This is a genomic window from Candidatus Bathyarchaeota archaeon, from assembly GCA_030739585.1.
Lineage (GTDB): Archaea > Thermoproteota > Bathyarchaeia > TCS64 > TCS64.
Genome location: JASLYX010000007.1, coordinates 36,613 through 58,954, shown reverse-complemented (window position 1 = coordinate 58,954; position 22,342 = coordinate 36,613). Strand labels below are relative to the sequence as shown.

Genomic DNA, 22,342 nt, shown 5'->3' with positions numbered 1-22,342 from the left:
AGAGGAACATAAAAACCATACATTACTGACATCCTTATTTCAGCAATGACCGTAATCTATGTATACCTTACTCTCCACCGGAATTGAGGTAATAAGTGCTCTTTACTTTTGCCGTGTTTTAGGGATGCTGAATCCACAGTGGCCGCATGAAATTCTGTCACCGTGATCTGCCATAAAGTATCCCTTGCCACATCTGCTACAAAAAGGGGTCTTTCTCTCGATCTTTCCGTCCTTGATCTCATACATTTTATATGTGTTCTTAGGCATTCTATTTTTCAGACTCCTGTTTATTAGCCTCAGGCTCAAGAGTTCCTTGCTCTTCAGATTTGGCTACCGCCTCAGGCTTTTGGTTTCTCTTTATGATATAATCGGGCTCTACCAAGATAGCATTTTCTGGATCCTGATATACATGGACAAGACCTACGGTTGTATGGGTCCCTTTCTTAGTTTCTATGTTCCTGACCCAGACTCTATCCAGCTCTACCTTCATCAAAACAGCCAATTCCCTCCGGACTTTAGCCCTGCTTGGCGTTGACTGTTCCCGGATCTCAAATGTGATCTCCCTCCTACCTAGGAGGGGGTTGTCCTTTGTGGACTTTAAATTGGTTTTCAGATTAGTTTTCCTCCATTCGGGATAAGAAGTCCTTAACCCACTCCTTTTTCTTCTTTGTAACCTCGACAACGACCATACCCTCTCGGGGTTGTCCATACACAATCAGTGATCCGATAGGTGTCAACGATATGAGGGGCAGTACCAAGAGATCCTCTTCACCTTCAACGGTTATAGATACCCGACTTTTAAGGCTTACCGCCTCCCACAAGGTATTCCAGACATTAGAGTTAACCGTCCCCGCTTGATTAACCAGTGTAATTTTCTGTCGATCCCCGAAGTCCAATGGAGGAACTTTGGATCTCATAATCCTGTTATCTACGATAACGAGATCAGGTTCAAGTCCGGCATCTAGAATGTTCTTGCTGGTAAAGTCCCCTACTACTGCAAAATACGGCGGTCCTTTTTGCGTAAAAACCCTAAGTAGGTTAACGGTCACATTGGGTAATCCAATTAGGAGATTTCCAAGGGGCTTTTTCAACTCGGACCTCATAAACTCCGGGAGATTGAGGGTTTTTTTCTGGAGGCTTATTAGACTTCCAATTCTACCGGATTTTAAGGGCGTATTGTCCATCCTCGGTTATACCCATTTTATGAGCTATCTGGGAGCCATCTGAATTTAACACCACAAGAAGTCCAGAATAGTCATCGCTTAGATCGGTCGCTTTGCAAATAGGGCATGGTGTGTCCTCGGTTATGATCTTACAGACCTTGCATGCACGTTTCAAGACTCTATTACCTCTTTCTGCTGGGACTGAGATTCGATGCTTTCTAACTTGATCCACTCCAACTTTCCAAGGAATGGCTGGCGAGCGGTCACCCCTATCTTTCCGGAACTCCTGCCCCGAGGAAATGAGACTGCTACGATTTTTATTCTGAAAAGATCACCACGCTGAATGGTACGGCCGCTCTCTCTCCCGAGGAGAACCCCCTGCTTTTCATCGTATGAGATAAAATCATCCATGAGCTGTGACACATGGAGAAGTGCATCAACTGGGCCGATCCTCAGGAATGTTCCAAAGTCAGCCACTTCTACCACTTCTCCTTCCATTACTTCCTGGAGTTCAGGAAAGAATGTCAGGATCGAAAAGGTTACCAGGTGATGGGTTCCACCGTCTCCAGGGATGATCCTCCCAACAGAATTTACATCTAGATTGACAACCATAATCACATATCCCAACTCCTCATCCACGAGACCTTCATACTTGCCCCTCAATTCCTCGATGGCTGCTTTCTCAAGGGGTAGCCCAAATTGGGTGGGATCAATACGGATGGTATCCTCCATGATGATCTTGTTAAACATGATCAGATTCGCCTGCTAATTCCTTTATCCTTTGATAAAAGTGTTTGTGAACTATGAATTAGAGATCTATGAGTGTCTCAAAGCTGTACCTGTTTATACAGTCCTTCAGGTACTCTTTCCATTTGTCTCCTACTGTTACTAGAACATAAATTCCGGCGATGTCAGACCGCTGGCGAACAACCATATCCACAAGTGCTTTCACAGTCTCCCCTGTCCTGACCACGTCATCAATTATTAAAATACTATCTCGCTTCTTGATTGATTTCTTGGGAATATACAAGCTCTGTCTTATGGCCGAGCCCTTTGGGATATAAGTTTCTTCGATGAAGTCGCTTATCCCAACCTCTTTAGTGCCCTTTGCAATTAGAAGGTCTACCTCTAAAAGATAAGCCACAAGTGTGGAAATAGGGATACCATCTACGGCCGCGGTAAGAACCTTTGTGACCCTCCGCCCAGCAAATTTTTCAAGAGCATAGTTAGACATGATTTTGAGCCAAGTAATCTCGGTGACGAGGGGAGTGTTGTCGAAATATCCATCTTTGTCAAAGATGATCTTTTTCTTGAGCTCCTCCTTAATGTCTGCGATCTCTATGAGCTTGTCATAGAGACTTTGAGCCCGGTTAAAGCTGGGGAGTACATGACCGCGCATGTATCTACTTAGGATGGGAGGGCTGAGACCTAGGATATCAGAGAGTTCCTGGTATGTGTGGGTCTCACTGGCAACTTTGAGAAGGTCTGTGATCATCATCCGGTATTTGAGCTCTCTCACCCGTGTTTCCATCTCTTCATCTCCGCTTATACCCTCTGAACAAGTGGGCCTGAGGGGAATTGAACCCCTGACCACCGGATTTCTTCGATATCATCCTAAAAGTCCGATGCTCTGCCTTGCTGAGCTACAGGCCCCTAGGTCCCAAGTTGTTAATCCTTTCTAATTAACATCATATTTATAATTTTTGTAATTTGTAGTGTTCAGTTAATTTTTTTCCCTAATTCAAGCTTAATGTTATAACCTATCAAATATATTGCAAAAAATTTTTTTTGTGAAATAATCTCTTTTCTGATAAAGTTTAAATCCGGGAGTGATTTTATCCAGGGTACTTAGCGGTTGGACGAATCAGGCGGCCGTGGACACTTTAGTGGCGGATTCCAGCCTGGTATGACTTCAGCCCCCCATGGTCCAATCGGGGAGAGCTGAAAACCCGGGTTCGAATCCCGGCGGCCGCACCAATTTAACAGTGAGCTACTAGGGTAGAGTTTCTACTTCTCTACTGATAGAATAGGGACCAAAAACTGCAAGAAAATATTCCCGTCTATTATTTTAAGCAAAAATTGGGACATAACAGCACTGGTGATACTAGAAAAGGTATTTGGGTAAACGAGGAGGTCAGTCGTACTTGCTATTTCTCCAAAATCCCTCAGGAATCCCCATGTATTTCTCAAGATTGTTGAACTCAACAACCTCATCAGCAACCCTTTGAGCATGGTCTAGAGCCTTTTCTTCGTTTATCGTCTTGATCACTCGGTTTTCCATCACTATTTTCCCGTCAATGATAGAGGTTTCAACGTCGTGACCATAGGCCTCATAAACGATTCTTTGGGGAATCATAAACCGAGGCGTCAGGTGGGGCTTGTTTAAATTCAATAATATAACGTCGGCACGTTTTCCGGCTTCAAGGCTTCCGATCTCATTCCCGATACCAAGGGCATTTGCTGCGTCTATAGTGGCCATTCCCAGAACCTTTCCTGGTGGCATATAACTCGAGTCGTGGAAAAAGTGGCGCTGAATTGTCTGTGCAGTGCGCATGTCGGAGAAGGTGTCGAAGGTTCTATCAGGGGCAGTGCCATCAGTGCCCAATGCAACATTAACTCCGGCGTCTAGTAACTCAGGTACTGGACATCTGCGTCTCATTATTGCTCTAGCCCTTGGGCAATGGGAGACATGCGTCCCAGTCTCCGCGAAAATGTTGATATCCTCCTTGGTGAGACCCCCACAGTGGACAAGCATGACGTCTGGCCCTAGGAGGTCAAGTTCCTTGGCAGATTTAATTACTCCCCCGCCACCGTGAGCCATGATACCACGGCCAGATTCGTCTGCTAGTTCTCTAATTTCTTTAGCCTGCTTTCGCACTAAAGCCTGATCCTCCACCGATAGACTGTCGAGATTGGGTGAAATACTGCTAACTGTCATCCGGGCGGTCACGATATCGTTGAAATCCCCATACTTTTCTATAATTTTCCTTGAGGTATCCATCATACCATCGAAGTCCACGGTGCGCGTTATCTCTTTCTCTCCGTCAAGATCCCGGAATTCTCTAGGAGTATAAGGTGCTCTCCCTACGGGACCAAGCCCGAGGATCTCTCTGATTCCTACCTCTTTTGCACCGTCCATATGGAGCTCAGCGAATTTTGGGTTGTCAGTCCGGTAGGCTCCTCTGCCCCCACCGAGGAATGTAGCCCCCGTTGTAACACCAAATCTTATTCTCTCTAATGATGCTAGGACGGAGTCGATGTACCAAAATTCTTCTTTAACACCTCTGAGGTAAACTTCTTCAATCATGGGCCCCCAACCTGAACCAGTTTCTGCTATTGTTTTCATCATACTATGGCCAGAGTGACCATGGGTATCTATGAGACCCGGGAGCACTGCGTGTTTATTAGCGTCCAAGACCTGTTTAGCGTTGTACTTGGCTGAAATTTCATTCCTCGTTCCAACATCTAAGATGGTACCTTTTTCAATGGCTATACTCCCATCTTGGATGATCTTTCTCTGGTCATCCATAGTGACGATGGTACCACCTTCAATTACAATATCGATCATAACGTATCAATTTATACGGAGTTATCTTAAAATATAACTTTCGACGCGGAACTTGATAAAATTGTTTTATTTGATAAGAAAAAATAGAAAAAAATTATGGAATTAATGAGCTGACCTTTGGGCCTATCTCAAACATCTGTAGAAGGATGCTTCCCTGATTAACAGCTGGTCTTGTCCAGATAAGGGATATCACACCATCAGCCGGGGCCTTGATGCTCTCTTTGACTGCTCCGAAGTAGTCTCTGACCTCTCCAATAACCTGCCCCATAGTCACTTTAGCCCCATTGGGGGCCATAGGATAGAACCATCCAGCGGATTTGCTCCTGAAGTGATGAACCTGACTGACTGCATTAGGATCGTAAAGGGTGGACTCACCATCAATCATGTTGACTTTCCTCATAAAGTTCTTAACGCCGTCCATGAACCATTGGATGTCTTCCTCTCTAATCTGGCCGGTCGTGGATGAGATCCCACCGGCGCTTCCCACTTCAGGTAGGATACAGGGAATATTCATCTTAGCACATTGAGTCATGAGACTGTAACCTTTTTTTGGGAGGTCGCGGATATGCGTTTCTAGAGCTCTTCGTACATATTCTGTATCGAAGCATCGTGCGAGCATAGCTGTTTCGCTGTCAAATTTCTGGTCTCCGGTCCTAATCATAATGATATGATTTGGACAGGTCTCTTGGAAGTTACATCCATGGGTCTCAATAGCGTAGTCGGCTTTTGTAAGAATCTCAGTAGTGATAAAGTGTGCCGCCCTATCGTTCATGCCCCCTTCAGGGTTTCCGGGGAAAGCCATGGTTAGTTGGGTCCTTTCAAGTGGGGCGCCCGGGACCTTTGCTTGGAAACCAGGCATGTTAAAGATGGGCACAGTTATCAACGCACCCCTCATTTTACTTGGGTCTAGTTCATTAGCTAGTCGGATGGCACCCTCCATTGGTGGATATTCTACAGGATGGATTCCTGCAATAATAGCGAATGTAGGTCCGGGTAGCTTTCCGTTCAAAATGTTCACGGGGAGTTCGATGTTGAATCCAGAGGTTTCAGCCACTTTTACGAAGCCTTTAGCCCTAGTACCGGGTTCAGCAACAATATCCCCAATTTTTATAGTCGATGACAAACCTATTTCTCCTTGAATCAAGGTTAATGGCTTAAAGATAAGATTTAAAACCTTCGTATTTGTAAAATTTCAATCTAATTTCTTTTCGTTCTTAGTCTTTTTTGGATTTCTTTGTCAAGTAGGGAATTTTTAATGTATAATCGTGTTTAGGATTGACCCAAGAGAACAATTTGGGAGTCATCAGCCGTAGTACTATATACCCTAAGAATGCCACGACAGTCTGGAACGCGATGTTCTGGAACCAGTAAAGGTGGATGAATAGTTTTTTGAATAGTACATATCCCACGATTGTTGGATGCACAATGAGAGTTATAATAGTCCCCACTGGTATTGCGAAAATGTTGTATGGGGGCTGAATCTTCTTATGGAGGTATCCTATCGATACAAACTGGGCTATTTTAACTACTATGAGGACTTCTGGAATGATTACAGGGTTCCAGGCAACCAAACCAAAGGCCATTCCAGCTATAGGACCCGCTAGACATGATCCTATTATGGCTATTATGCTTCCTGGCTCCAAATATATGAAGAACTGTCTAGGAACATGAGCGGGGGTCAGACGCCATACGTTAATGTGATGAATGTTTCGAAAAACCATGTAGTTAACCACACCTAGAATCACGATAACCTGGAGCTCTCTATCGGTGAGCACGCATCGGATACTTTTACCACTCACCATTCAATTCACGGATTTTACCCTGATTATAAAGCCGGCTAACCTATAAATATTGAAGTAAAAAAGAGGGGAAAGAGGTTTTTCCCGTTATTTATCGTGGGTGATGTAGGCTATTGTGTCCCCCGTGTTTATGGCTTGATGTCTGGGATAAGTGTATGACCTGATATGTCCGTCGAAGGGAAATTTCAACTTTTCCACAAGGTCTCCCCAGGGATTGTAGATTTTCGCCACAACATCACCTTCTTTGATGAACTCGCCTGGTGTTCTTGTAAAGTGAATGATTCCCCCTCTTGAGGCTCGAATAGTTCCGCCGTTCTTTACCCTGCCACCGCCCCAGACGTATTGCTTGGGCTGCTTCTCGATCTCTCCATCTATCATCCCCCAGAGCTTCATCACATTCAGGATTGCCCTAGTGCCTAGATCCGTCGAGACATTGGTGACTCTTCTCGCGTCTATAAGTTCAAGAGTTACTGAGGGGGGAGGTGTATAGCTTGGGTCTAGGGCCCCTCCCATGCCATCTAATGTACCCTTAGGCGGGGAGTAAACTACGGTCAGTCCTGTCGCTTCAGCTATTTCTGTATTCTTGCCTTTGATCCGATCATCATGAAGGCTACAGAGACAAAAGGCGGTACATGGAGGGTAATTGCCGTGGATGTCGACTCTCACATCCATCTTGGAGGTAACTTGATTCCATACAGCCGCTCCGAAGCGCTGGGTTATGGACCCATTCTCGTTTCCAGGAGAGCCAAATCGTGGCCCTGTCACTAAATCTTGGGGACTCGCCCTGTCCCCAAACATGAAACCTAAGGGGTTTCCAACTGGGATGGCTACAACTAGCCCTCTCAGGTTCTTGGGGTTTAGCTCTTCCCTCATGACTCGCCTTACAACGTTCGCTCCAATGAGCTCGCCGCCATGAACGGCTCCCGAGAAGAGGAACTTGGGTCCATCCTCAGCGCCATTCATGACGATGATAGGTAGCTTCACAGGTGTTGAATCTGCGAGTTCAACAGTCATGAGCGAGCCAAAGCCTATTTCACCTGGATTAACTGTGACGTCTCCAAAAGTTACGCTGGTCCTCATATTTTTCACCTTAGTATGCTCAAACATTCAGGCTATAAAAGTAATAAAACTAGTGGTCAATTCAAAATAAAGAAGACTAATGTACCGATAATTGAAATAGCGAGTAAATTATTTTTTCGTCCTTATTTTAATTCAACGCGGAATAAAAAGCTCGATGAACCATAGTACTGTGAATAGGGCTCATGGGAGTCTCTTCTGGAATTTGCCGTAGCCTTCCTCCCCAACAACTACACTGTTATGAGCCACAGTAACGCCCCTGACTATTGTCTGCACAGGCTTGCCTTTGATCTCCCATCCTGCAAACATGCTGGTCTCCCGGGATTTACTGTACATTGTTTCGGAATCTATAATCCATTCAGCATCCAAGTCCACCACTGTAATATCCGCGTCGGCCCCAACCATAAGGCTCCCCTTCTTAGGATACATGCCAAATACTTGGGCTGGTCTTGTCGAGAGGTGATACACGAGCCGTTGCAATGACAAGTCTCCTTTGTTAACCCGGTCTAGCATAGTTGGGAGGAGTGTTTCTGTACCAGGGTTCCCGTTACCGGAGTCCCAAATGTTTTTCCAGCCAGCCATCTTGTTACTTTTAGGATGAGGAGCGTGGTCGCTGCAGATATAGTCGATGGTTCCATCAGCCAGTCCTTTCCACATAGCCTTCCTATCTTCCTCGGATCTAAGAGGGGGAATGATCTTTGCAAAAGGCCCCACCTTCTCCATATACTTGGAAGTCGTCAACATATAGTGAGGACAGGTCTCCGCAGTAATCCTCATGCCTTCTGCCTTGGCGGTTTTGATAATGGCTAATCCTTCCTTAGTGCTCAGATGAATGATATGTAGTGTTGCACCCGCGATTTTGTTAAAGAGAATCAGCTTAGAGATCGCCTCATATTCTGTATAGTTGGGTCTTGACTCTACATGTGCCATGGGATCAACCCGCCCCTCCTCCTTAAGTTTCTTTATAAGTGGATTAATCAACAGCGGGTTCTCTGCATGCCAGCCTGTAACCACGCCGGTTTTTGATGCCGCCTTCAGCAACTCTAATATCTCGTGGTCATTTCCACAGGAATATCCACTGGAGCCGACCATGTAGGTCTTGAATGCCACACAGCCTGCGTCTGCCATGCCCTGTAAAGCATTGTTATTCTCATATCCAGCGCCTCCGTAAAGGGCGAAGTCAACAAACGCATGCTTCTCAGCCATCTCCCTCTTTTTCTCCAAGCCCGCAACGTCAAGTACTCCTGGAACTCCAGTGGGCATATCTGCAATGGTGGTGATGCCACTGGCCGCGGCAGCCTGAGTTCCAGACCGGTAATCCTCCTTATCAAGGTCACCGATTCTAGATCCAAAGTGCACATGGTTATCTATAATTCCCGGTAGGACTACCTTTTCGCTTAGATCCACCACAATTTCACCTTTTGGCATCACCATATCCGATCCTATGGCAACAATTTTCCCATCCTTTACCGCTATCCCACCCTTGAATATGCTGTAAGGGGTCACAATCTTGCCATTCTTAAAGACCTTATCAACTTTTGACACCACTCGACCCCTCCGATTTGGTGGCTAGACCTTGGGGTCTCTGTTCCGGTTCGAATAGAGGAGATACGCACCCCTCTCTTCTCCGCTCCACTTACAAGACTGAGGGACAAAAGGGGCCATCCAGATAAAGTCACCCGGGACAGTCTGGTACCACGTGTCATCTAAGAGGTATAATGACTCTCCTGTAAGCATGTATAGACCATGCTCATGGAGGTGATTCTCTGCATGGTTCATACGTGTGCCAGGACCGAAGTAGAGGATGAACCAGGAGAGATCGTAGAGCTTATCCTCTCCAAATGGAACGAAGTTCTTCATTGCCCTCCCTGGTTGCCTAGGGGTTTCAGGGGTCTCCCTGTCAAGACCAATGATAAATGCCGGGAGCTCCGGCCCGATAGGTTCATACCTTTTTTTCACCATTAAGAACTTCATGGCTTCCTCTGAGGTTCCATTGATCTTCCAAGCGGTCTTCGGGGGAAGATAGCCATAGCTCCCTACCTCGAGCGGATACTTTTTTCCTTCTTTCTCAAGAACCCCATTACCTTCTAGAATATAGAACACATACTCCGGATGAGGTTGGATGGGTACAGCGACCTTACTCTCCTTATTCACCGTGATTAGATATTCAACAAATTCGCATCCCATCGCGGGGGCTGCAAGGACTTGTACCTTGGCGCCATCCCATCCGGGGATTGTGGTAGTGGACGCGTCATTGGGAACAATGAGAGCATAAGTGCTCTTGAGAACTTGTCTAATATTGAACATATTAACAACCAAGTATCTTCCAAAGTTATGATATAAGATTTGTTGGAATTATACGGTTTAATTAGACAAAAATGTGGATTTAGAAATATGAAAATAAGAGATTATAGAAATCCCTCAAATATTCATTAAGCAGGAAAAATTATAAGGTAATCTTGGGTTATTTAACACCTAATCATAGGTTGTATTGTATATGGGTGAAGCTTTAGAATTTGGTTCAGCCAAAGCTGGACCTGGCGAAAAAGGGACGGGATACATCAAAGTAGGTGAGTTGTCTGATGGTGCACCCGTTGAGATGCCTGTCATCATACTCAACGGAAAGAATCCTGGACCCAAGCTGCTTGTATGGGCCCTTGAGGACGGGGATGAATACCCAGGCGCCCTTGGGTCCTTAGATGCCGCAAATAATGTTCTTCCTGATCTACTTGATGAGATGAATGGTTCGATGGTTCTCCTTCCTGCCACTAACATAAGTGCTTTTAGGGGAAATCCTTTCGGAGGAGCCACAAGGAACAGCCCCTTAGACATTGATCAGGGGGCAAGGTTACCCGGGGCTTATCCAGGAAACCTATACGGAAAACACACAAACCAATTGGCCTACCACATCAATCAGGTGACCGTCAAATACGATCCTGATGTCCACATCAGATACCATGGATGCAAACAGATGAACGGCTGGGATAGGGTTCTTTATCGGGAGAGCCCTGAAGGCTCTGCTTTAGATAAGCTTGCTAGGGCATGCGTGACCAAGAAAGACGAGATGTGTATGCTTGTCTATTCGAGGGGAGAGCCAGTTGAGCGTCCGCTAGCAGTATCTATGGAGTCTAACGGCGGGGATAATGGAGTTGGCAACGGTTACAACGGAGACGCCATGAGGGATGGCCTCCTAAACTGCATGAGGCATTTGAAGATGATCCCGGGTGAGGAGATCGTGGTGGAAAAGATTCAGTATGTCTCATACCAGAGAGTTGATATGCCTGATGGTCGAGCATCCTCAGGGGGTATTATGACCAGAAAAGGCGGATTCTTTTCCCCCCTTGTAGCAGTTAAAGACGATGTAAAGGCCGGACAGGTTGTGGGCGTAGTCAAGAACTTTTTCGGCGATGTCGTTGAGGAGATAAACTCTCCAATAGACGGAGTTGTACTAAGTACCTACGCGGAGGCCCCTCATATTGGCTCCGGCCAATGGAGAGTCTTCGCAATTGCAGCCAGAACTGAGTATAGATAGACCTATAAAAATCATAAATGATTTTTTCCTTTTTTTATATCTAATCCTTAGAAAGCCCAAGGCTTGGTATACTATCCAGTAGAAAAAATGAGCATTAATGGGTCTAGCTAATTTTTGTGATGGAGTGAGAATTAGATATTTCCGCGCTCATATATGAATGATTTTTCATGAAAGGCTAATGTGATATTAGACGTTAGGTATACTCCTATTTTTTCATTTAGTGCGCAAGTTGAAAAAACTTGCATTTCATTAGATATCTGAAAGATACTTAGTTATCTTTTTTTCATCTAGTCTTACACCCAATCCGGGTTCCGTTGGTACCTCTAGATAGCCGTCTTTCAACGGAGGCATGAAGGATGCTTCGTATGATGACTCCAGTAGCATGCCGTGCAAGAAAACCTCACTGAATTCGGCTGCTTCCCTTACAATGGACGATGCCGCTAGGTGCAATTTCGCAGCTACTTTTAGTCCAAGTCCCCATCCAGTACCAATCACGCATTGAAGACCATCAGCCTCTGCTATTGCTACAATCTTCTTGGCATTGTACAGCCCCCCAGCTTTAGCCGGTTTTATAAGGAAACAATCAGCTGCGCCTCTCTTGATGAATCGCATCACGTCGTACCTATTGTATACTCCCTCATCTGCCTCGATCAGCACATTTGTCGAGTTCCTGATCATGGCCATCCCATCGAGGTCCCATTCTGCAATAGGCTGCTCCATTAACTCAAGGCCTAAATCTAATTTTTCCGCGCCCTGGCATATTTTAATCGCCTCTTTCACAGTGTATCCTTGGTTCGCGTCAGTCCTAATTGTTATCTCGTTGCCCACAGCTTCACGGACCGCTTGAATTTTGGCAAGATCTTCATCAGGATATCCATGCATCTTAAGCTTGAATGCTCGAACACCTTGTCTGACATATTCATTACAGAGTTCAGCTAGGTCCTCAGGTGTCGGGGCTCCCACCTCTATAGCGGCTAACACCTTGTTCCGGAGACGGCCGCCGAGCAGAGTGGTTACGGGTACATTCAAAGCCTTTCCCATAAGGTCGTGTAGAGCTAGGTCAATTCCCGATCTGGCGCATGGAAGTTGACGCTCGCCATCCAAGGTCATTTTGGCCATGATCAATTCGCGATTGAGAGGATCCATTCCGAGGAGACTAGGCGCAATATATCTGTCAATGCCATATTTTACCGCTTCAAGGGTCTCACCAAAGAAGCCGATATCTGTTGCTGCTTCCCCGATGCCTGTCACCCCTTCATCCGTCTCGATCTTTACCAAGACATAATCAATGTGGTCAATGCCATCCTTGAATGTTCTTGTGTCGTGTCTATTGATTCCACCATGAGGGAAAATTCCAGGGGTTAACCAGGTAGGAGACTTTCTAGATCCTTTTTTTTCGGCAAATCCGTTTTTTATACTCTGTATTTTTTTTGGCGGTTCAATGGGAACAGTCACTGCAATGGTAGAAATATTAGTGATTTCCATTTAGACCCATTTGTTCTTTGCGTTTACCTTGTAAATATGCGTTTTGACGCTGCTTCCTTTCGTAAAAGGTTCGTACATATGAAAAATCCAGCTCGTGTGTGCTTTCTCTGTTAACAGGAGACGTGGGAGAATGTGATACACTTCAAAATATCTTTGAGGAGATAAAGCCACTACGGTGTAAAGGGTTTCAGATTGAAACGTAAAAAACGGAGTATCAGTTTCCGTACGCCGTAGAGCCAATTAAAGTTTAGATAATTTTACGACGCCAATTTGAAGTCCCGCAAGATAGAGATTACCATATGAATCTCCCCAAAGGCCATGCCCTGCATCCGGCGTAAAACCCCTTGCAAGGAGCTCTCCCTCTGTGTTTAGAACTGAAAACCTCGGGGTCTGGTCAGTGACATAGATATTATTTAGAGAATCGAAGTAGATATCCATAGGGTGGAAAAAGTCCCCCCACTCAGTAATGTATTCCCCATCCAAGGTAAATATCTGCACCCGGTTATTATCACGGTCAACCACATACACACGCCCAAGGTCGTCGACCCAGACTCCGTGAGGCGTATGGAACTCCCCCGGTCCCTTTCCAGGACCCCCCCAAGTCAATACATGCTCGCCATCCGGAGTGAATCTATGTACACATGCGTTCCCATAGCCGTCGGTGACAAAAATATCTCCATCCCTTGAGATTGCCACATCCGTAGGATGATTGAATGGTGTCTGCCAACCGGGGTTCCCTCGTTCCCCTATTCGTAAGAGTAACTCTCCACCGGCATTAAATTTTAAAACCTCATGCACCCCTCTAGCGGAGACAAAAATCTCATCATTAGAAGTAATAAAGATTCCATGGCCGTCCACCAAATGGTTATTTTCCCAATTATCAATAATTATCCCCTTATAATCAAGAACTACAACTGGACAAGCAGTTCTTTGATAGAAATAGATATTATCATGAGAGTCAACGGAGACATGACTGACTTGGTCTATCTCAACTTTCTCAGAGCTTTCTCCAAAAGGAGATATGACCTCATACTTGAAATCGCCCGATCCAACAATAATTCTGGACATATAGAATATATACCCTCCTTATATGAATAAATATTCGTCAAACTATCTACGCCTATACGTTATTGGACTTATTTTCCTGGTCCCATGTAACCTTACTTGCTTGGTTTTATTAAGAGACTTAGGAATGTTATGGCAGGTGACTATTTGACCGATAGAAAAAATCCGATTGTTATTGACGCGCACACTCATCTCAGGGGCGAGCGCAGAGGTGTCAAAGCTTATGTTGAGACCATGATCGACAAGATGGACGCGGCAGGAGTGGATACTATAATCTCTATGGGGAGCGGCGGTCAATATATCGAGGAGCTTAGAAAAAACAATGACTTTAATCTTCAGGCCGCTGTGGACTACCCCGGACGCATTGTACCCTTTATCTATTTTGATCCAAGATACGAACAGGAGGGCATTGATGAAATTGATCGTTGTATGGCAAAAGATAGTGAGACCTTCAAAGGCATCAAGATAGGTCATAAATTTGCCGTTGCCCGATGGATGTATCCAATGATGGAGAAGGCTGAGGAATATGGGGCCGTCGTTGGTATCCACTCCGACCATAGTGTAAGGGGACACCCCTATATCATTGGCGACCTAGCAAACTCCTTCCCTAAAGTACCAACGGTCATCCTCCATATGGGGGGCAGAACATCAGCCGCTGCAGAAATGCTTTCGATTAAAATGGCTGAAAAGAATCCTAACGTTTGGCTTGAGACCTGTTTTTCTACTCCCTTTCCAGTAAAGAAGGCGGTTGAGATCCTCGGCCCTGATCAGATCATGTTCGGCTCGGACTCGTCTAATTCTGGATTAGGATACGGAAGTGGCTACGAAAAACAAGCATATGAAATGATGATCCATATGCATACCATACGATGCCTTAACCTCCTTCAAGAAGAGGAGGACAAACTTATGGGTCTAAATGCTGCTAAATTATTTGGCGTTGAGGTGAAAATATGATTATTGACGTACATTCACAGCTTGGGAAGCATCCGTTGTTTATGTTTGAACAGACTCTTGACGAAATCCTGGGGGAGATGAGAAAATACGGAATTGAAAAAACATTCCTTAGCTCTGCCCCTAAAATGCGCTTCAAGGAAGCAAATGACCGAGTTGAGCAGGCAGTGAGGAATCACCCTGAAAAGCTTGTAGGTTTCTTTAACGTGAACCCTGTACATCCGGATGCCCTCCTTGAGATAGACCGGGCTATAGGCCTGGGGTTAAAGGGGCTGATGTTGGACCCTGAATTCCACTTTAGCATGGAGCGACCGTTGACTCCCGGAAACCCGATGCTGCCCCCTATCTTTGAGAAGGCGGTGGAGAAAGGGTTCCCAATCCTCATATGCATACCCAATCTTAGGGTAGGACACAGCCATGACAACGCACTTCAGCAGTATAATGGCCTAGATGAACTTATGAGCCGATTCCCTGAGGTAAGGACGATTGTTGACCTATTCTGGCCTGGAATTATAGAACTCTGCAAGAAACATTCAAATCTATACGTAGACTCTGCTGGGGCATCAGCTGGGAGAATATCCAGCTTGGTTGCCGGCCTCGGTGCCACAAGACTTCTATTCGGATCCAGCTCTCCAAGATACCATACCGGGAACCATAAGCAGACCGTGGAATGGTCCAAGATTACACCATATCAGCGGAAGCTCATCCTCGGCGGCAATGCTGAGAGGATTTTCAAGGACCTCCTCTAGCCCTCCTAAGTTTATTTTAGTACTGAACGAGAGACTATATTGTTGCTGTATTTATGTTAACAGGAGTACTTTCATGAACGTAGGAACCCGGGAATGTGAACAAGATTACAAAGGCTTCGTGGGGACATTAGCTAAATACGATTTAATTAGTGCTAACCAGTTTAACTTGCTCACCTTCCTAAATCTCAGAGAGAACCACTATTTCCTTGATATCGGGTGTGGATCCCTCAGAGCGGGGAAACTCTTTATTCCCTTCCTTCTGCCCGGGAGATATTACGGCATTGAACCTAAACAATGGCTTATTGATGAGGGGATAAGAAATGAGCTTGGAGAGGATATAATCAAAGTGAAAAAACCGGTCTTCAATAACGACGATAACTTTACCCTGTCTGTATTTGGAAGAAAATTTGATTATATTTTAGCACACTCCATTTTCTCCCACGCCTCACAGCATCATATCCGCAGATGTCTTTCAGAAGCAAGGAAAGTAATGAGCCCAACTTCCCTTTTCGTCGCCACATATGCAAAAGGCAAATTCAACTATACAGGAGACAAATGGGTATACCCGGGCTTTGTAATGTACACAGAGGCTCATATGACAGCCTTATTCAGAGAGCAGGGTCTATCATCGATTACGCTTGACTGGCCTCACCCAGAGTTTCAGTATTGGATTGTAGGTGCACTTTGCGATCACAATGAGGGTACAGATACTTCGGAACAGTATATCCTTGACAACCTCACCTCAATAGTCAAAGAGCATCAAGAGAGGTTTCTTGGTGCTCGAGAGACGCTTTTGGATCTATATTTTCAGAGACAAGAGTGAGCTTGAGGAAAAAATATCCTCTCATAGACACCTGAGTGCGCTTATGCTTTTTTATATTTCCTTGTTATCCTAGTTGCAGGATATCAAAAATGGATAAATGTAATCTTACACTAGCTGCAATTCAGATGAACTGCGCTCCGTTTGATAAAGATGCAAATATCGAAAGGGCAATTGATCTAATCGAGACAGCGGTAGATAAAGGGGCGAACCTCATGGTGCTGCCTGAACTATTTACCATGGGGTTCTACATCTTTAAGGATCGAAACCCTAATTTCTTTGAGATGGCTGAGACCATCCCCGGGCCCACCACTAAGGCCATTGGGGACATCGCAAAGAAATACCATGTATACATTGTTGCCCCCATTTTTGAGAAACAGACATCAGGAAAATTTTACAACACGGCTCCTCTTATTGGTCCCGATGGGTTAATAATTGGGAAATATCGAAAAACGCATGTCCCTCCTAGACCTGAGGAGAAATTCTACTTCTCTCCTGGATCAGACTACAGCGTCTACCAGACAGAAATTGGGAAGATAGGGACACTAATCTGCTATGACCGAGAGTTTCCGGAGCCATTTAGGGTCCTATCTCTCAAAGGGGCAGAGATAGTAGTGGTCCCCTCAGTGATCTTCCCGAGGGATAAGGCCCAATATCCCGATAGATGGGTTATGGTGAACAGGGCTAGGGCGTATGACAGTGGAGTTTTTGGTGTCTTCGTAAATAGAGGGGGTAAGGAGAGCGGAAAAGAGTATTTTGGGAACAGCATGATTGTGAACCCTAATGGAAAGGTGCTGGCTCAAGCTGGATTCGAGGAATGCGTAATAACCGCCACAATCGACTTGGAGGACGACAAAAATTGGAGGAGACGCAGAGTCTACGTCAAGGAGCGAAGACCAGAGATGTACGCTAAAATAGTAGAACTGAAATCTAATCAGGATATCTAAGGATCAAACTTGGAAAATATCAAGGGAGGGCTCATGGTCCTCATTTATATTAAAAAATGTCTCCAAAGATTCTTTTCGCGTTTCTACCCAGCAACAGGTCTCTGTAAACTGGGGGCATCTTCATGGTCCTGATAGCCTTAACCCCAAGGCCTGGGTGGTTTTGGGGTGACTCAGAGCCAAAGCAGACCCTGGTGGGTCCGATGTCCGTCATGAGTCTGACTGCCCCCGATATACCATTCCTGCCTCCACTATCGATGAATATGTTGGAATACTTTATCATTAGTACCTTTATCCGAGGCCAATAAGGACTCACTACAAACCTGACATCGGGAAATTTGAAAGCAAGGTTCTTAAGTCCATTGTAATAAGGCTCTCGGCCCATCCTTGCTCCTTCTCCCACTTCGATGTTTGGTGTATTGAATAGAACTGGGAGATTATTGTCCATACACGGTACCATGAGCTCTTCCACCTTTGCCTGATGACGGAAGACGCTGTGGAACTCAGGATCTAGCATCACCCCCTTTAATCCTAGACTCACAATTCTCTCAACTTCCTCTAAGGCATCATCTGCCGTCGGATTAAGAACGGAGAAGCCAGTTAGTTTTTCAGGGTGTTCTTTCACTGAGGAGGCCACAGTGTCGTTGACAATTTTGATCTTCATAGAAGGAAACGGGAGGAGGAAACTTCTAGATATCCCATATGTCTCCATGTCTCTCAGGATCTCCTCTAGTCCCTGCTTGAAGTCCTGGAGCGGATGATGCCCTAGGTGGGAGTGGATATCAATTATCATTACCTGTCAATCCCGAGAAGCTTAGCCGCTGTGCCTCCGAGAACTGCTTCTTCCTGATCTTTTTGGAGTCCTATAACCCTGACAGCATCGAGCATTAGGTCCTGGTACTGACCTGGCTTTTCAAATCTGCTCCCGTATCCCCCGTTGGATTCATCTGAACCAAACATGATTCGTTCAGAGCCCAGCGTTTCCACAGCCTGTTTGATGGCGAAGGGATTGGAGTAGCAGGTTTCCAAGTAAATATTTTCGTTTTTCTGGGCTATTTTTGTACTCAAAAGCTCTGAGTCGAAGCATGTACCCCCACCCATGTGAAGAATAACAGTTGGGACTTTAGGGAAGCTATTCGCGATATCCCCAATGACGTAAGGGTGGTTCCTTATGCTGTGGTCCGAGTGAATCACCACTATCATTTTATGCTCCTCCGCCTTTTCCATCATTGGATACATGAAGCGGGCAACCGCATGCTGATGTCCAACTTTGACTCCTTTCCAGCCATACTCTATTGCATATTTTTCCACTGTCTCCACGCCGATCTCCTCATACCTGGGATCAAAGTAGACGAAGGGGATAAATCTGTCCGGGAAGTTTTTTGCAGCTTCGGCCACGAACTCATTGTCGTTTCCGAAGACACAGGCCATGTCTATTCCTGCAGGATCCATGCTCTCGACCAATGAGGATGCTTTACTCCTTCTCGGGGATAGATGGCAATGAGCATCAATGATTACCAAGATAGGTCTCCAACAATATTTATTATCCCAAGGTATTTGAGCCTTCATTGTTTTAGTTTAAAATATGCTAAAGAATATCTTGGAATTTGCATTTAATTAGGTCGGAAATTAGATATAGCAAACATGCCCCGTGTTGATATATTCGTGGAATGAAACAAATTGCGGATAATCATAAATTTTGACTTAGAGGGAGTAACGGGAGTAGTATTAGAGACAGAGCAGACAGGGAGATCCGAGCGGTTCTACGAGCAGAGTAGAGTCCTCTCCACAGGCGATATTAATGCAGTCGCTCGGGGAGCCGTCAAGGCGGGGGTAGATGAGGTCTATCTTATTGACTCCCACGCGGGATGGGGTCAAAACCTGATTTTCGAAAAACTTGAAGAGGAAATCAGGTACCTGAATGGGAGATCTGCGAGTCGGCCCGTCTCTGTTATGTCTGAGGTCTATCAGAGCTGTGATGCAATATTTCTCGTTGGTTTGCATCCGATGAGAGGGACCCATCGGGGCGTCATAGAGCACACCTTCCTGCCGCCCATAAATGTCCTCCGGGTAAATGGGGTACCTATGGGGGAAATCGGCATAAACGCAGCAATTGCGGGACACTTTGGAGTCCCAATAGCCTTCCTTAGCGGGTGTAACAAAGCAGTAGAGGAGAGTAAAGCACATTTTGGGGACATTGAGACAGTGGAGGTCAAAAAAGGCCTAGGGCGGACATCCGCTATACTCTTACCCCCTACAATTTCATCTAAACTCCTAGAGGAAAGCGCAAATAGGGCTGTGAAGCGGATTAAGGATTTCAAACCATTCGAGATAAAGGAACCTACCACGATTGAGATAGAGTTCCAACATACAGGGATGGCAGACGCAGCAGAAATGACTCCCTTTTCAAAGAGGGTTGATGGACTGACCCTTAAATTTGAGGGTCCATTCCTAGAAGCATATAAAGCATTACAGTCAATGATAAGGCACGCCAGTTCTCAGAGATAAGGTCTTTTCGTTCTACATCTATTGTACCCTTTTTTCAGAAATGAATAAAGGGTTATTTTCTGTGAATTAGAAAAATTTATTTTTTTAAAATAAAAGAAAAGAGGAGGCGTTAACCTGACTCACTACCCATGAATCCCTCTTATCACATGACAAAGCTCCCAATCCTCATTGATGCCTGCCGTCTCCATTGGATAATGAACTTCTTGGTAAGCGTCATCATTCGGCAACTGAACCAGAATTAGACAGATATGACCTCCACTAGATTCGACCATGTTTTGAATATAGTCCTCAGGCGAATCTCTGAAACAGACCCCAACGGCTGAGATCTCCGAACGAAGCTCATACCTATTTCGATTTTTATAATTGCTACCTCCAAAAGATTTTATGAATTCTTATATAACCATTGCGATAATCCTGTCCCAACCTAACATGTTTCTATTCTTAGCTATCAGATCGAAAATTTCAACACTCGCCTTAAGCTCCTCTCCCATCATCCAAATCTGGTCTGTCACTTCACATCGCCTCTCCGCTCACAAATAGGTCATCGATTGAAACATCTGTGAAATCTTCGTCATCCCTGTCCTTCTCAAGTTTGAATCACTTTCTAAGAATCACACACCGTCCCAAAGAAAAACCCCTTCTGTCTGTTCTCTCAGAGTATTTATCGGTGTGATAACAATCCCAATACCTCACTATCCCAGCTCACGCCTCCCGCTCAACCACCCCCTCCTCTTGTAATGCCTACGCCCTTCCGGGCGCTCGACGCATACGCAAAAAAATGCGTGGGATGATAGTGGTTATTTCTAGTTTCAGGGATCATTATTTTATAATCTCCTATTCGAAAGGGAACAACCGTATCCTTATAAAACTTCCCTTATTGTCTCATTATAATCTCGTTATAATCTTATTATAATCTTGATAATCTCTTTCTAACATCATAATATTCGATTTATCATTACTTCTCCCCCATGAAATCAGACAATCGACTCAGATGAAAAGATTTTCCACAATGCCCGCATTTTAAATTTCCGTCAAAGACCACTCCCTCTTTCAAAGCGTATTCTACTTTCCGCGAACAACCGGGACAAATTGTGGTCAGCCACTGGGTTTTCTTTTCCTGAAATCTGGCCCGATTCTGGAGAGTAATTTTCTCATCTTCTAGTGCTCGTCGTTCAATATCATCGTAAAAATCACTCATGGATTTTCACCTTTAACCCAACAGGAACATATGACGACGTTTTTCTGATTCGAGTTCTTTGAGTTTCTTCGTTCCTGGGTCTTGACGACAGAGTACACAACGGGGATTCTTTGACGGCTGATAGCTGGCTATAAACTCCGTTCCACATTTACCACACATATATCGAAAATTAGAACTCATTGTCGCCTCACTCTGACATATTCATATTCCTCGTCTTCGTCGTCATCCTCGTCTTTTCGCTGTAACCTTCTCGCCACCAGTTTGATTTTTTGTTGACCCCCGTTTAGCAGACGAAGAGCCAGACATAATAGAAAAAAACCAGTCAACGCTTCTCTGGTCACGGGCGACAGATTCCCTCCAAGGACATTCAGGAGATTCATAATGAAATTGGAGAACATCCCGAAAATCTGCCCAAAAATATCGACCACTTCGGACAATATAGATCCTCCAAGATCTTGTTTGCGAATCTGATTTTCCGAGCCTCACCTTCGAGATTTTGCCTGAATCCTCAAATACAATTCTCGACTTCTTTTAGCTCTGAGATCTGAGCCTCAAGAATCTTGAACTCTTCTGACCCCTCATTATTAACCATTTTAATCATCTTAGAAAAAAATAAAAAATTTTATTCCTCAGGAGCCGGGACTGAGAAATTTCTGCTCTTGATATATCTGCGGATTTCCGCGATTATGGTTTTTCTGACCTTTTTACTGAAACCATTTTCCGGCTGTGCTCATGATTGATCCTTAGGCTCGATTCCAGCTTTCCCGGATTCGCTGATAGCCAAAGTATTCATTGTTGCTCCACGCGTATTGAACCAGATTGTGTCCTGAATTCATCTATCTTTTTTTATATATAATAAAGTATTAATTATCAATGGAAAAGATTATGGCTGAACAAAATGAGAAATATATTTTAGGTAAATATTATACGCCTAGGTATCTTGTTGATTTAATAATAAGTTTGTGTGTTGATGACAATATAGAATATGTTTTAGATCCTTCTTGTGGAACAGGAAATTTCATAACAAGAATGTATTCATGGTTTAGACAAAACAATAATAAGTTAAAAAATAAAAATATTAGTGATTATATATGGGGATTTGATATAGATAAAAAAGCCATAGAAGTATTAACAAATAAAATTAGAAACATGGATGATTATCCATTAATCACTGATTGTTTTCCCGAAATTTCAGAAGAAGAATTGAAAATAAGAGTATCCACTTCAAATAAATGGGAAAATAGAATTCAATGGGTAAGGTTTGTTTTAATCAAAAAGGGAGAAATGAACAGTCCGAAGTGGGGTATATGGGGTATTACCGATCTTGGAAGAAAACGAGTAGTCCAACATACTTCCTAGAATAATTTTAAGCGAGCTATAATTTCATGCACAGGCAAGGTCCTTTTCTTCTCTATGAACATTATTTTTCCTTTGAAGTAGTTTAAACCGAATCATTATTTTTTTTAAGAAACCTTTTAACAAT

The 22,342-nt window shown here is 44.5% G+C and carries 24 protein-coding genes and 2 tRNA genes; 8 read left to right on the top strand and 18 right to left on the bottom strand.

What is annotated here, in order from left to right; genetic code table 11:
• Positions 1-102 precede the first annotated feature (102 nt).
• From QGG23_06660 to QGG23_06630, 7 genes are all read right to left on the bottom strand, one after another.
• Positions 103-267 (bottom strand): 30S ribosomal protein S27ae, encoded by a 165-nt coding sequence (locus QGG23_06660; protein MDP6049104.1) that lies wholly within the window; start codon positions 265-267, stop codon positions 103-105.
• 1 nt (position 268) lies between these two features.
• Positions 269-709, bottom strand: coding sequence for a 30S ribosomal protein S24e (locus QGG23_06655; protein ID MDP6049103.1), 441 nt, complete (start codon positions 707-709; stop codon positions 269-271).
• The gene (locus tag QGG23_06650) at positions 615-1,184 is read right to left on the bottom strand and encodes a DUF359 domain-containing protein (GenBank protein MDP6049102.1); all 570 of its coding nucleotides are present in this window, start codon (positions 1,182-1,184) and stop codon (positions 615-617) included. The genes QGG23_06655 and QGG23_06650 overlap by 95 nt, the downstream gene beginning before the upstream one ends.
• A complete protein-coding gene (gene spt4 / locus QGG23_06645) occupies positions 1,156-1,395 on the bottom strand; it encodes a transcription elongation factor subunit Spt4 (GenBank protein MDP6049101.1) in 240 nt (79 codons plus the stop codon). The genes QGG23_06650 and spt4 overlap by 29 nt, the downstream gene beginning before the upstream one ends.
• The gene (locus QGG23_06640; protein MDP6049100.1) at positions 1,335-1,913 is read right to left on the bottom strand and encodes a DNA-directed RNA polymerase; all 579 of its coding nucleotides are present in this window, start codon (positions 1,911-1,913) and stop codon (positions 1,335-1,337) included. Before QGG23_06640 ends, spt4 begins: the two co-directional genes overlap by 61 nt.
• 58 nt (positions 1,914-1,971) lie before the next feature.
• The gene (locus tag QGG23_06635; protein ID MDP6049099.1) at positions 1,972-2,694 is read right to left on the bottom strand and encodes a phosphoribosyltransferase family protein; all 723 of its coding nucleotides are present in this window, start codon (positions 2,692-2,694) and stop codon (positions 1,972-1,974) included.
• Between the two features lie 32 nt (positions 2,695-2,726).
• Positions 2,727-2,816, bottom strand: a tRNA-Lys gene (locus QGG23_06630).
• Positions 2,817-3,031: 215 nt separating this feature from the next.
• Between QGG23_06630 and QGG23_06625 the strand changes: the two genes are divergently transcribed.
• Positions 3,032-3,140: transfer RNA gene (locus QGG23_06625), tRNA-Gly, on the top strand.
• 157 nt (positions 3,141-3,297) lie between these two features.
• Here the strand turns inward: QGG23_06625 and QGG23_06620 are convergent.
• The 6 genes from QGG23_06620 to allE form a co-directional block, all read right to left on the bottom strand.
• Positions 3,298-4,731, bottom strand: coding sequence for an amidohydrolase family protein (locus QGG23_06620; protein MDP6049098.1), 1,434 nt, complete (start codon positions 4,729-4,731; stop codon positions 3,298-3,300).
• Between the two features lie 94 nt (positions 4,732-4,825).
• Positions 4,826-5,854: a succinylglutamate desuccinylase/aspartoacylase family protein gene (locus QGG23_06615; protein MDP6049097.1), complete on the bottom strand. Its 1,029-nt coding sequence runs from the start codon at positions 5,852-5,854 to the stop codon at positions 4,826-4,828.
• 91 nt (positions 5,855-5,945) lie between these two features.
• The gene (locus QGG23_06610) at positions 5,946-6,533 is read right to left on the bottom strand and encodes a hypothetical protein (GenBank protein MDP6049096.1); all 588 of its coding nucleotides are present in this window, start codon (positions 6,531-6,533) and stop codon (positions 5,946-5,948) included.
• Between the two features lie 84 nt (positions 6,534-6,617).
• Positions 6,618-7,610 carry a succinylglutamate desuccinylase/aspartoacylase family protein gene (locus tag QGG23_06605; GenBank protein MDP6049095.1) on the bottom strand — a complete coding sequence of 331 codons (993 nt, stop codon included), beginning with the start codon at positions 7,608-7,610 and terminating at the stop codon, positions 6,618-6,620.
• Positions 7,611-7,790: 180 nt separating this feature from the next.
• On the bottom strand, positions 7,791-9,152 hold the full coding sequence (gene pyrC / locus QGG23_06600; GenBank protein MDP6049094.1) for a dihydroorotase: 1,362 nt from the start codon (positions 9,150-9,152) through the stop codon (positions 7,791-7,793).
• 24 nt (positions 9,153-9,176) lie between these two features.
• The gene (gene allE / locus QGG23_06595) at positions 9,177-9,914 is read right to left on the bottom strand and encodes a (S)-ureidoglycine aminohydrolase (GenBank protein MDP6049093.1); all 738 of its coding nucleotides are present in this window, start codon (positions 9,912-9,914) and stop codon (positions 9,177-9,179) included.
• Positions 9,915-10,104: 190 nt separating this feature from the next.
• On the opposite strand from allE, the gene QGG23_06590 reads away from it, so the two are divergent.
• Positions 10,105-11,139: a hypothetical protein gene (locus QGG23_06590; GenBank protein MDP6049092.1), complete on the top strand. Its 1,035-nt coding sequence runs from the start codon at positions 10,105-10,107 to the stop codon at positions 11,137-11,139.
• Positions 11,140-11,388: 249 nt separating this feature from the next.
• On the opposite strand, the gene QGG23_06585 is transcribed toward QGG23_06590, so the two are convergent.
• Together QGG23_06585 and QGG23_06580 are read right to left on the bottom strand one after the other, a co-directional pair.
• On the bottom strand, positions 11,389-12,624 hold the full coding sequence (locus tag QGG23_06585; protein MDP6049091.1) for an enolase C-terminal domain-like protein: 1,236 nt from the start codon (positions 12,622-12,624) through the stop codon (positions 11,389-11,391).
• A 240-nt stretch (positions 12,625-12,864) separates the two neighbouring features.
• The gene (locus QGG23_06580; GenBank protein ID MDP6049090.1) at positions 12,865-13,692 is read right to left on the bottom strand and encodes a 6-bladed beta-propeller; all 828 of its coding nucleotides are present in this window, start codon (positions 13,690-13,692) and stop codon (positions 12,865-12,867) included.
• A 144-nt stretch (positions 13,693-13,836) separates the two neighbouring features.
• Here QGG23_06580 and QGG23_06575 point away from each other — a divergent pair, with 144 nt between their 5' ends.
• From QGG23_06575 to QGG23_06560, 4 genes are all read left to right on the top strand, one after another.
• Entirely contained in the window at positions 13,837-14,643 is an 807-nt protein-coding gene (locus QGG23_06575; protein ID MDP6049089.1) for an amidohydrolase family protein, read from the top strand.
• The gene (locus QGG23_06570) at positions 14,640-15,389 is read left to right on the top strand and encodes an amidohydrolase family protein (protein ID MDP6049088.1); all 750 of its coding nucleotides are present in this window, start codon (positions 14,640-14,642) and stop codon (positions 15,387-15,389) included. Before QGG23_06575 ends, QGG23_06570 begins: the two co-directional genes overlap by 4 nt.
• Positions 15,390-15,462: 73 nt before the next feature.
• On the top strand, positions 15,463-16,212 hold the full coding sequence (locus QGG23_06565; GenBank protein ID MDP6049087.1) for a class I SAM-dependent methyltransferase: 750 nt from the start codon (positions 15,463-15,465) through the stop codon (positions 16,210-16,212).
• A gap of 89 nt (positions 16,213-16,301) precedes the next feature.
• Complete coding sequence (locus QGG23_06560; GenBank protein MDP6049086.1) at positions 16,302-17,156, top strand: carbon-nitrogen hydrolase family protein; 855 nt, start codon at positions 16,302-16,304, stop codon at positions 17,154-17,156.
• Positions 17,157-17,205: 49 nt separating this feature from the next.
• Here the strand turns inward: QGG23_06560 and QGG23_06555 are convergent, their stop codons facing one another.
• Together QGG23_06555 and QGG23_06550 are read right to left on the bottom strand one after the other, a co-directional pair.
• Positions 17,206-17,946 (bottom strand): amidohydrolase family protein, encoded by a 741-nt coding sequence (locus tag QGG23_06555; GenBank protein ID MDP6049085.1) that lies wholly within the window; start codon positions 17,944-17,946, stop codon positions 17,206-17,208.
• A complete protein-coding gene (locus QGG23_06550) occupies positions 17,946-18,674 on the bottom strand; it encodes an amidohydrolase family protein (protein MDP6049084.1) in 729 nt (242 codons plus the stop codon). Before QGG23_06550 ends, QGG23_06555 begins: the two co-directional genes overlap by 1 nt.
• 159 nt (positions 18,675-18,833) lie before the next feature.
• Between QGG23_06550 and QGG23_06545 the strand changes: the two genes are divergently transcribed.
• Positions 18,834-19,661 (top strand): M55 family metallopeptidase, encoded by an 828-nt coding sequence (locus QGG23_06545; protein MDP6049083.1) that lies wholly within the window; start codon positions 18,834-18,836, stop codon positions 19,659-19,661.
• A 1,374-nt stretch (positions 19,662-21,035) separates the two neighbouring features.
• Here the strand turns inward: QGG23_06545 and QGG23_06540 are convergent.
• Positions 21,036-21,296: a hypothetical protein gene (locus QGG23_06540; protein ID MDP6049082.1), complete on the bottom strand. Its 261-nt coding sequence runs from the start codon at positions 21,294-21,296 to the stop codon at positions 21,036-21,038.
• A 436-nt stretch (positions 21,297-21,732) separates the two neighbouring features.
• On the opposite strand from QGG23_06540, the gene QGG23_06535 reads away from it, so the two are divergent.
• Complete coding sequence (locus tag QGG23_06535) at positions 21,733-22,218, top strand: winged helix-turn-helix domain-containing protein (protein ID MDP6049081.1); 486 nt, start codon at positions 21,733-21,735, stop codon at positions 22,216-22,218.
• Positions 22,219-22,342 lie beyond the last annotated feature (124 nt).

What these genes read in the sequence shown, in the direction of transcription:
- QGG23_06660 (MDP6049104.1), bottom strand. Translation starts at nt 267, where the DNA reads ATGCCTAAGAACACATATAAAATGTATGAGATCAAGGACGGAAAGATC.
- QGG23_06560 (MDP6049086.1), top strand. Translation starts at nt 16,302, where the DNA reads ATGGATAAATGTAATCTTACACTAGCTGCAATTCAGATGAACTGCGCT.
- QGG23_06635 (MDP6049099.1), bottom strand. Translation starts at nt 2,694, where the DNA reads ATGGAAACACGGGTGAGAGAGCTCAAATACCGGATGATGATCACAGAC.
- QGG23_06640 (MDP6049100.1), bottom strand. Translation starts at nt 1,913, where the DNA reads ATGTTTAACAAGATCATCATGGAGGATACCATCCGTATTGATCCCACC.
- QGG23_06565 (MDP6049087.1), top strand. Translation starts at nt 15,463, where the DNA reads ATGAACGTAGGAACCCGGGAATGTGAACAAGATTACAAAGGCTTCGTG.
- QGG23_06555 (MDP6049085.1), bottom strand. Translation starts at nt 17,946, where the DNA reads ATGATAATTGATATCCACTCCCACCTAGGGCATCATCCGCTCCAGGAC.
- QGG23_06605 (MDP6049095.1), bottom strand. Translation starts at nt 7,610, where the DNA reads ATGAGGACCAGCGTAACTTTTGGAGACGTCACAGTTAATCCAGGTGAA.
- QGG23_06590 (MDP6049092.1), top strand. Translation starts at nt 10,105, where the DNA reads ATGGGTGAAGCTTTAGAATTTGGTTCAGCCAAAGCTGGACCTGGCGAA.
- QGG23_06620 (MDP6049098.1), bottom strand. Translation starts at nt 4,731, where the DNA reads ATGATCGATATTGTAATTGAAGGTGGTACCATCGTCACTATGGATGAC.
- QGG23_06650 (MDP6049102.1), bottom strand. Translation starts at nt 1,184, where the DNA reads ATGGACAATACGCCCTTAAAATCCGGTAGAATTGGAAGTCTAATAAGC.
- allE (MDP6049093.1), bottom strand. Translation starts at nt 9,914, where the DNA reads ATGTTCAATATTAGACAAGTTCTCAAGAGCACTTATGCTCTCATTGTT.
- QGG23_06585 (MDP6049091.1), bottom strand. Translation starts at nt 12,624, where the DNA reads ATGGAAATCACTAATATTTCTACCATTGCAGTGACTGTTCCCATTGAA.
- QGG23_06570 (MDP6049088.1), top strand. Translation starts at nt 14,640, where the DNA reads ATGATTATTGACGTACATTCACAGCTTGGGAAGCATCCGTTGTTTATG.
- QGG23_06610 (MDP6049096.1), bottom strand. Translation starts at nt 6,533, where the DNA reads ATGGTGAGTGGTAAAAGTATCCGATGCGTGCTCACCGATAGAGAGCTC.
- QGG23_06580 (MDP6049090.1), bottom strand. Translation starts at nt 13,692, where the DNA reads ATGTCCAGAATTATTGTTGGATCGGGCGATTTCAAGTATGAGGTCATA.
- QGG23_06535 (MDP6049081.1), top strand. Translation starts at nt 21,733, where the DNA reads ATGGAAAAGATTATGGCTGAACAAAATGAGAAATATATTTTAGGTAAA.
- QGG23_06655 (MDP6049103.1), bottom strand. Translation starts at nt 709, where the DNA reads ATGGACAACCCCGAGAGGGTATGGTCGTTGTCGAGGTTACAAAGAAGA.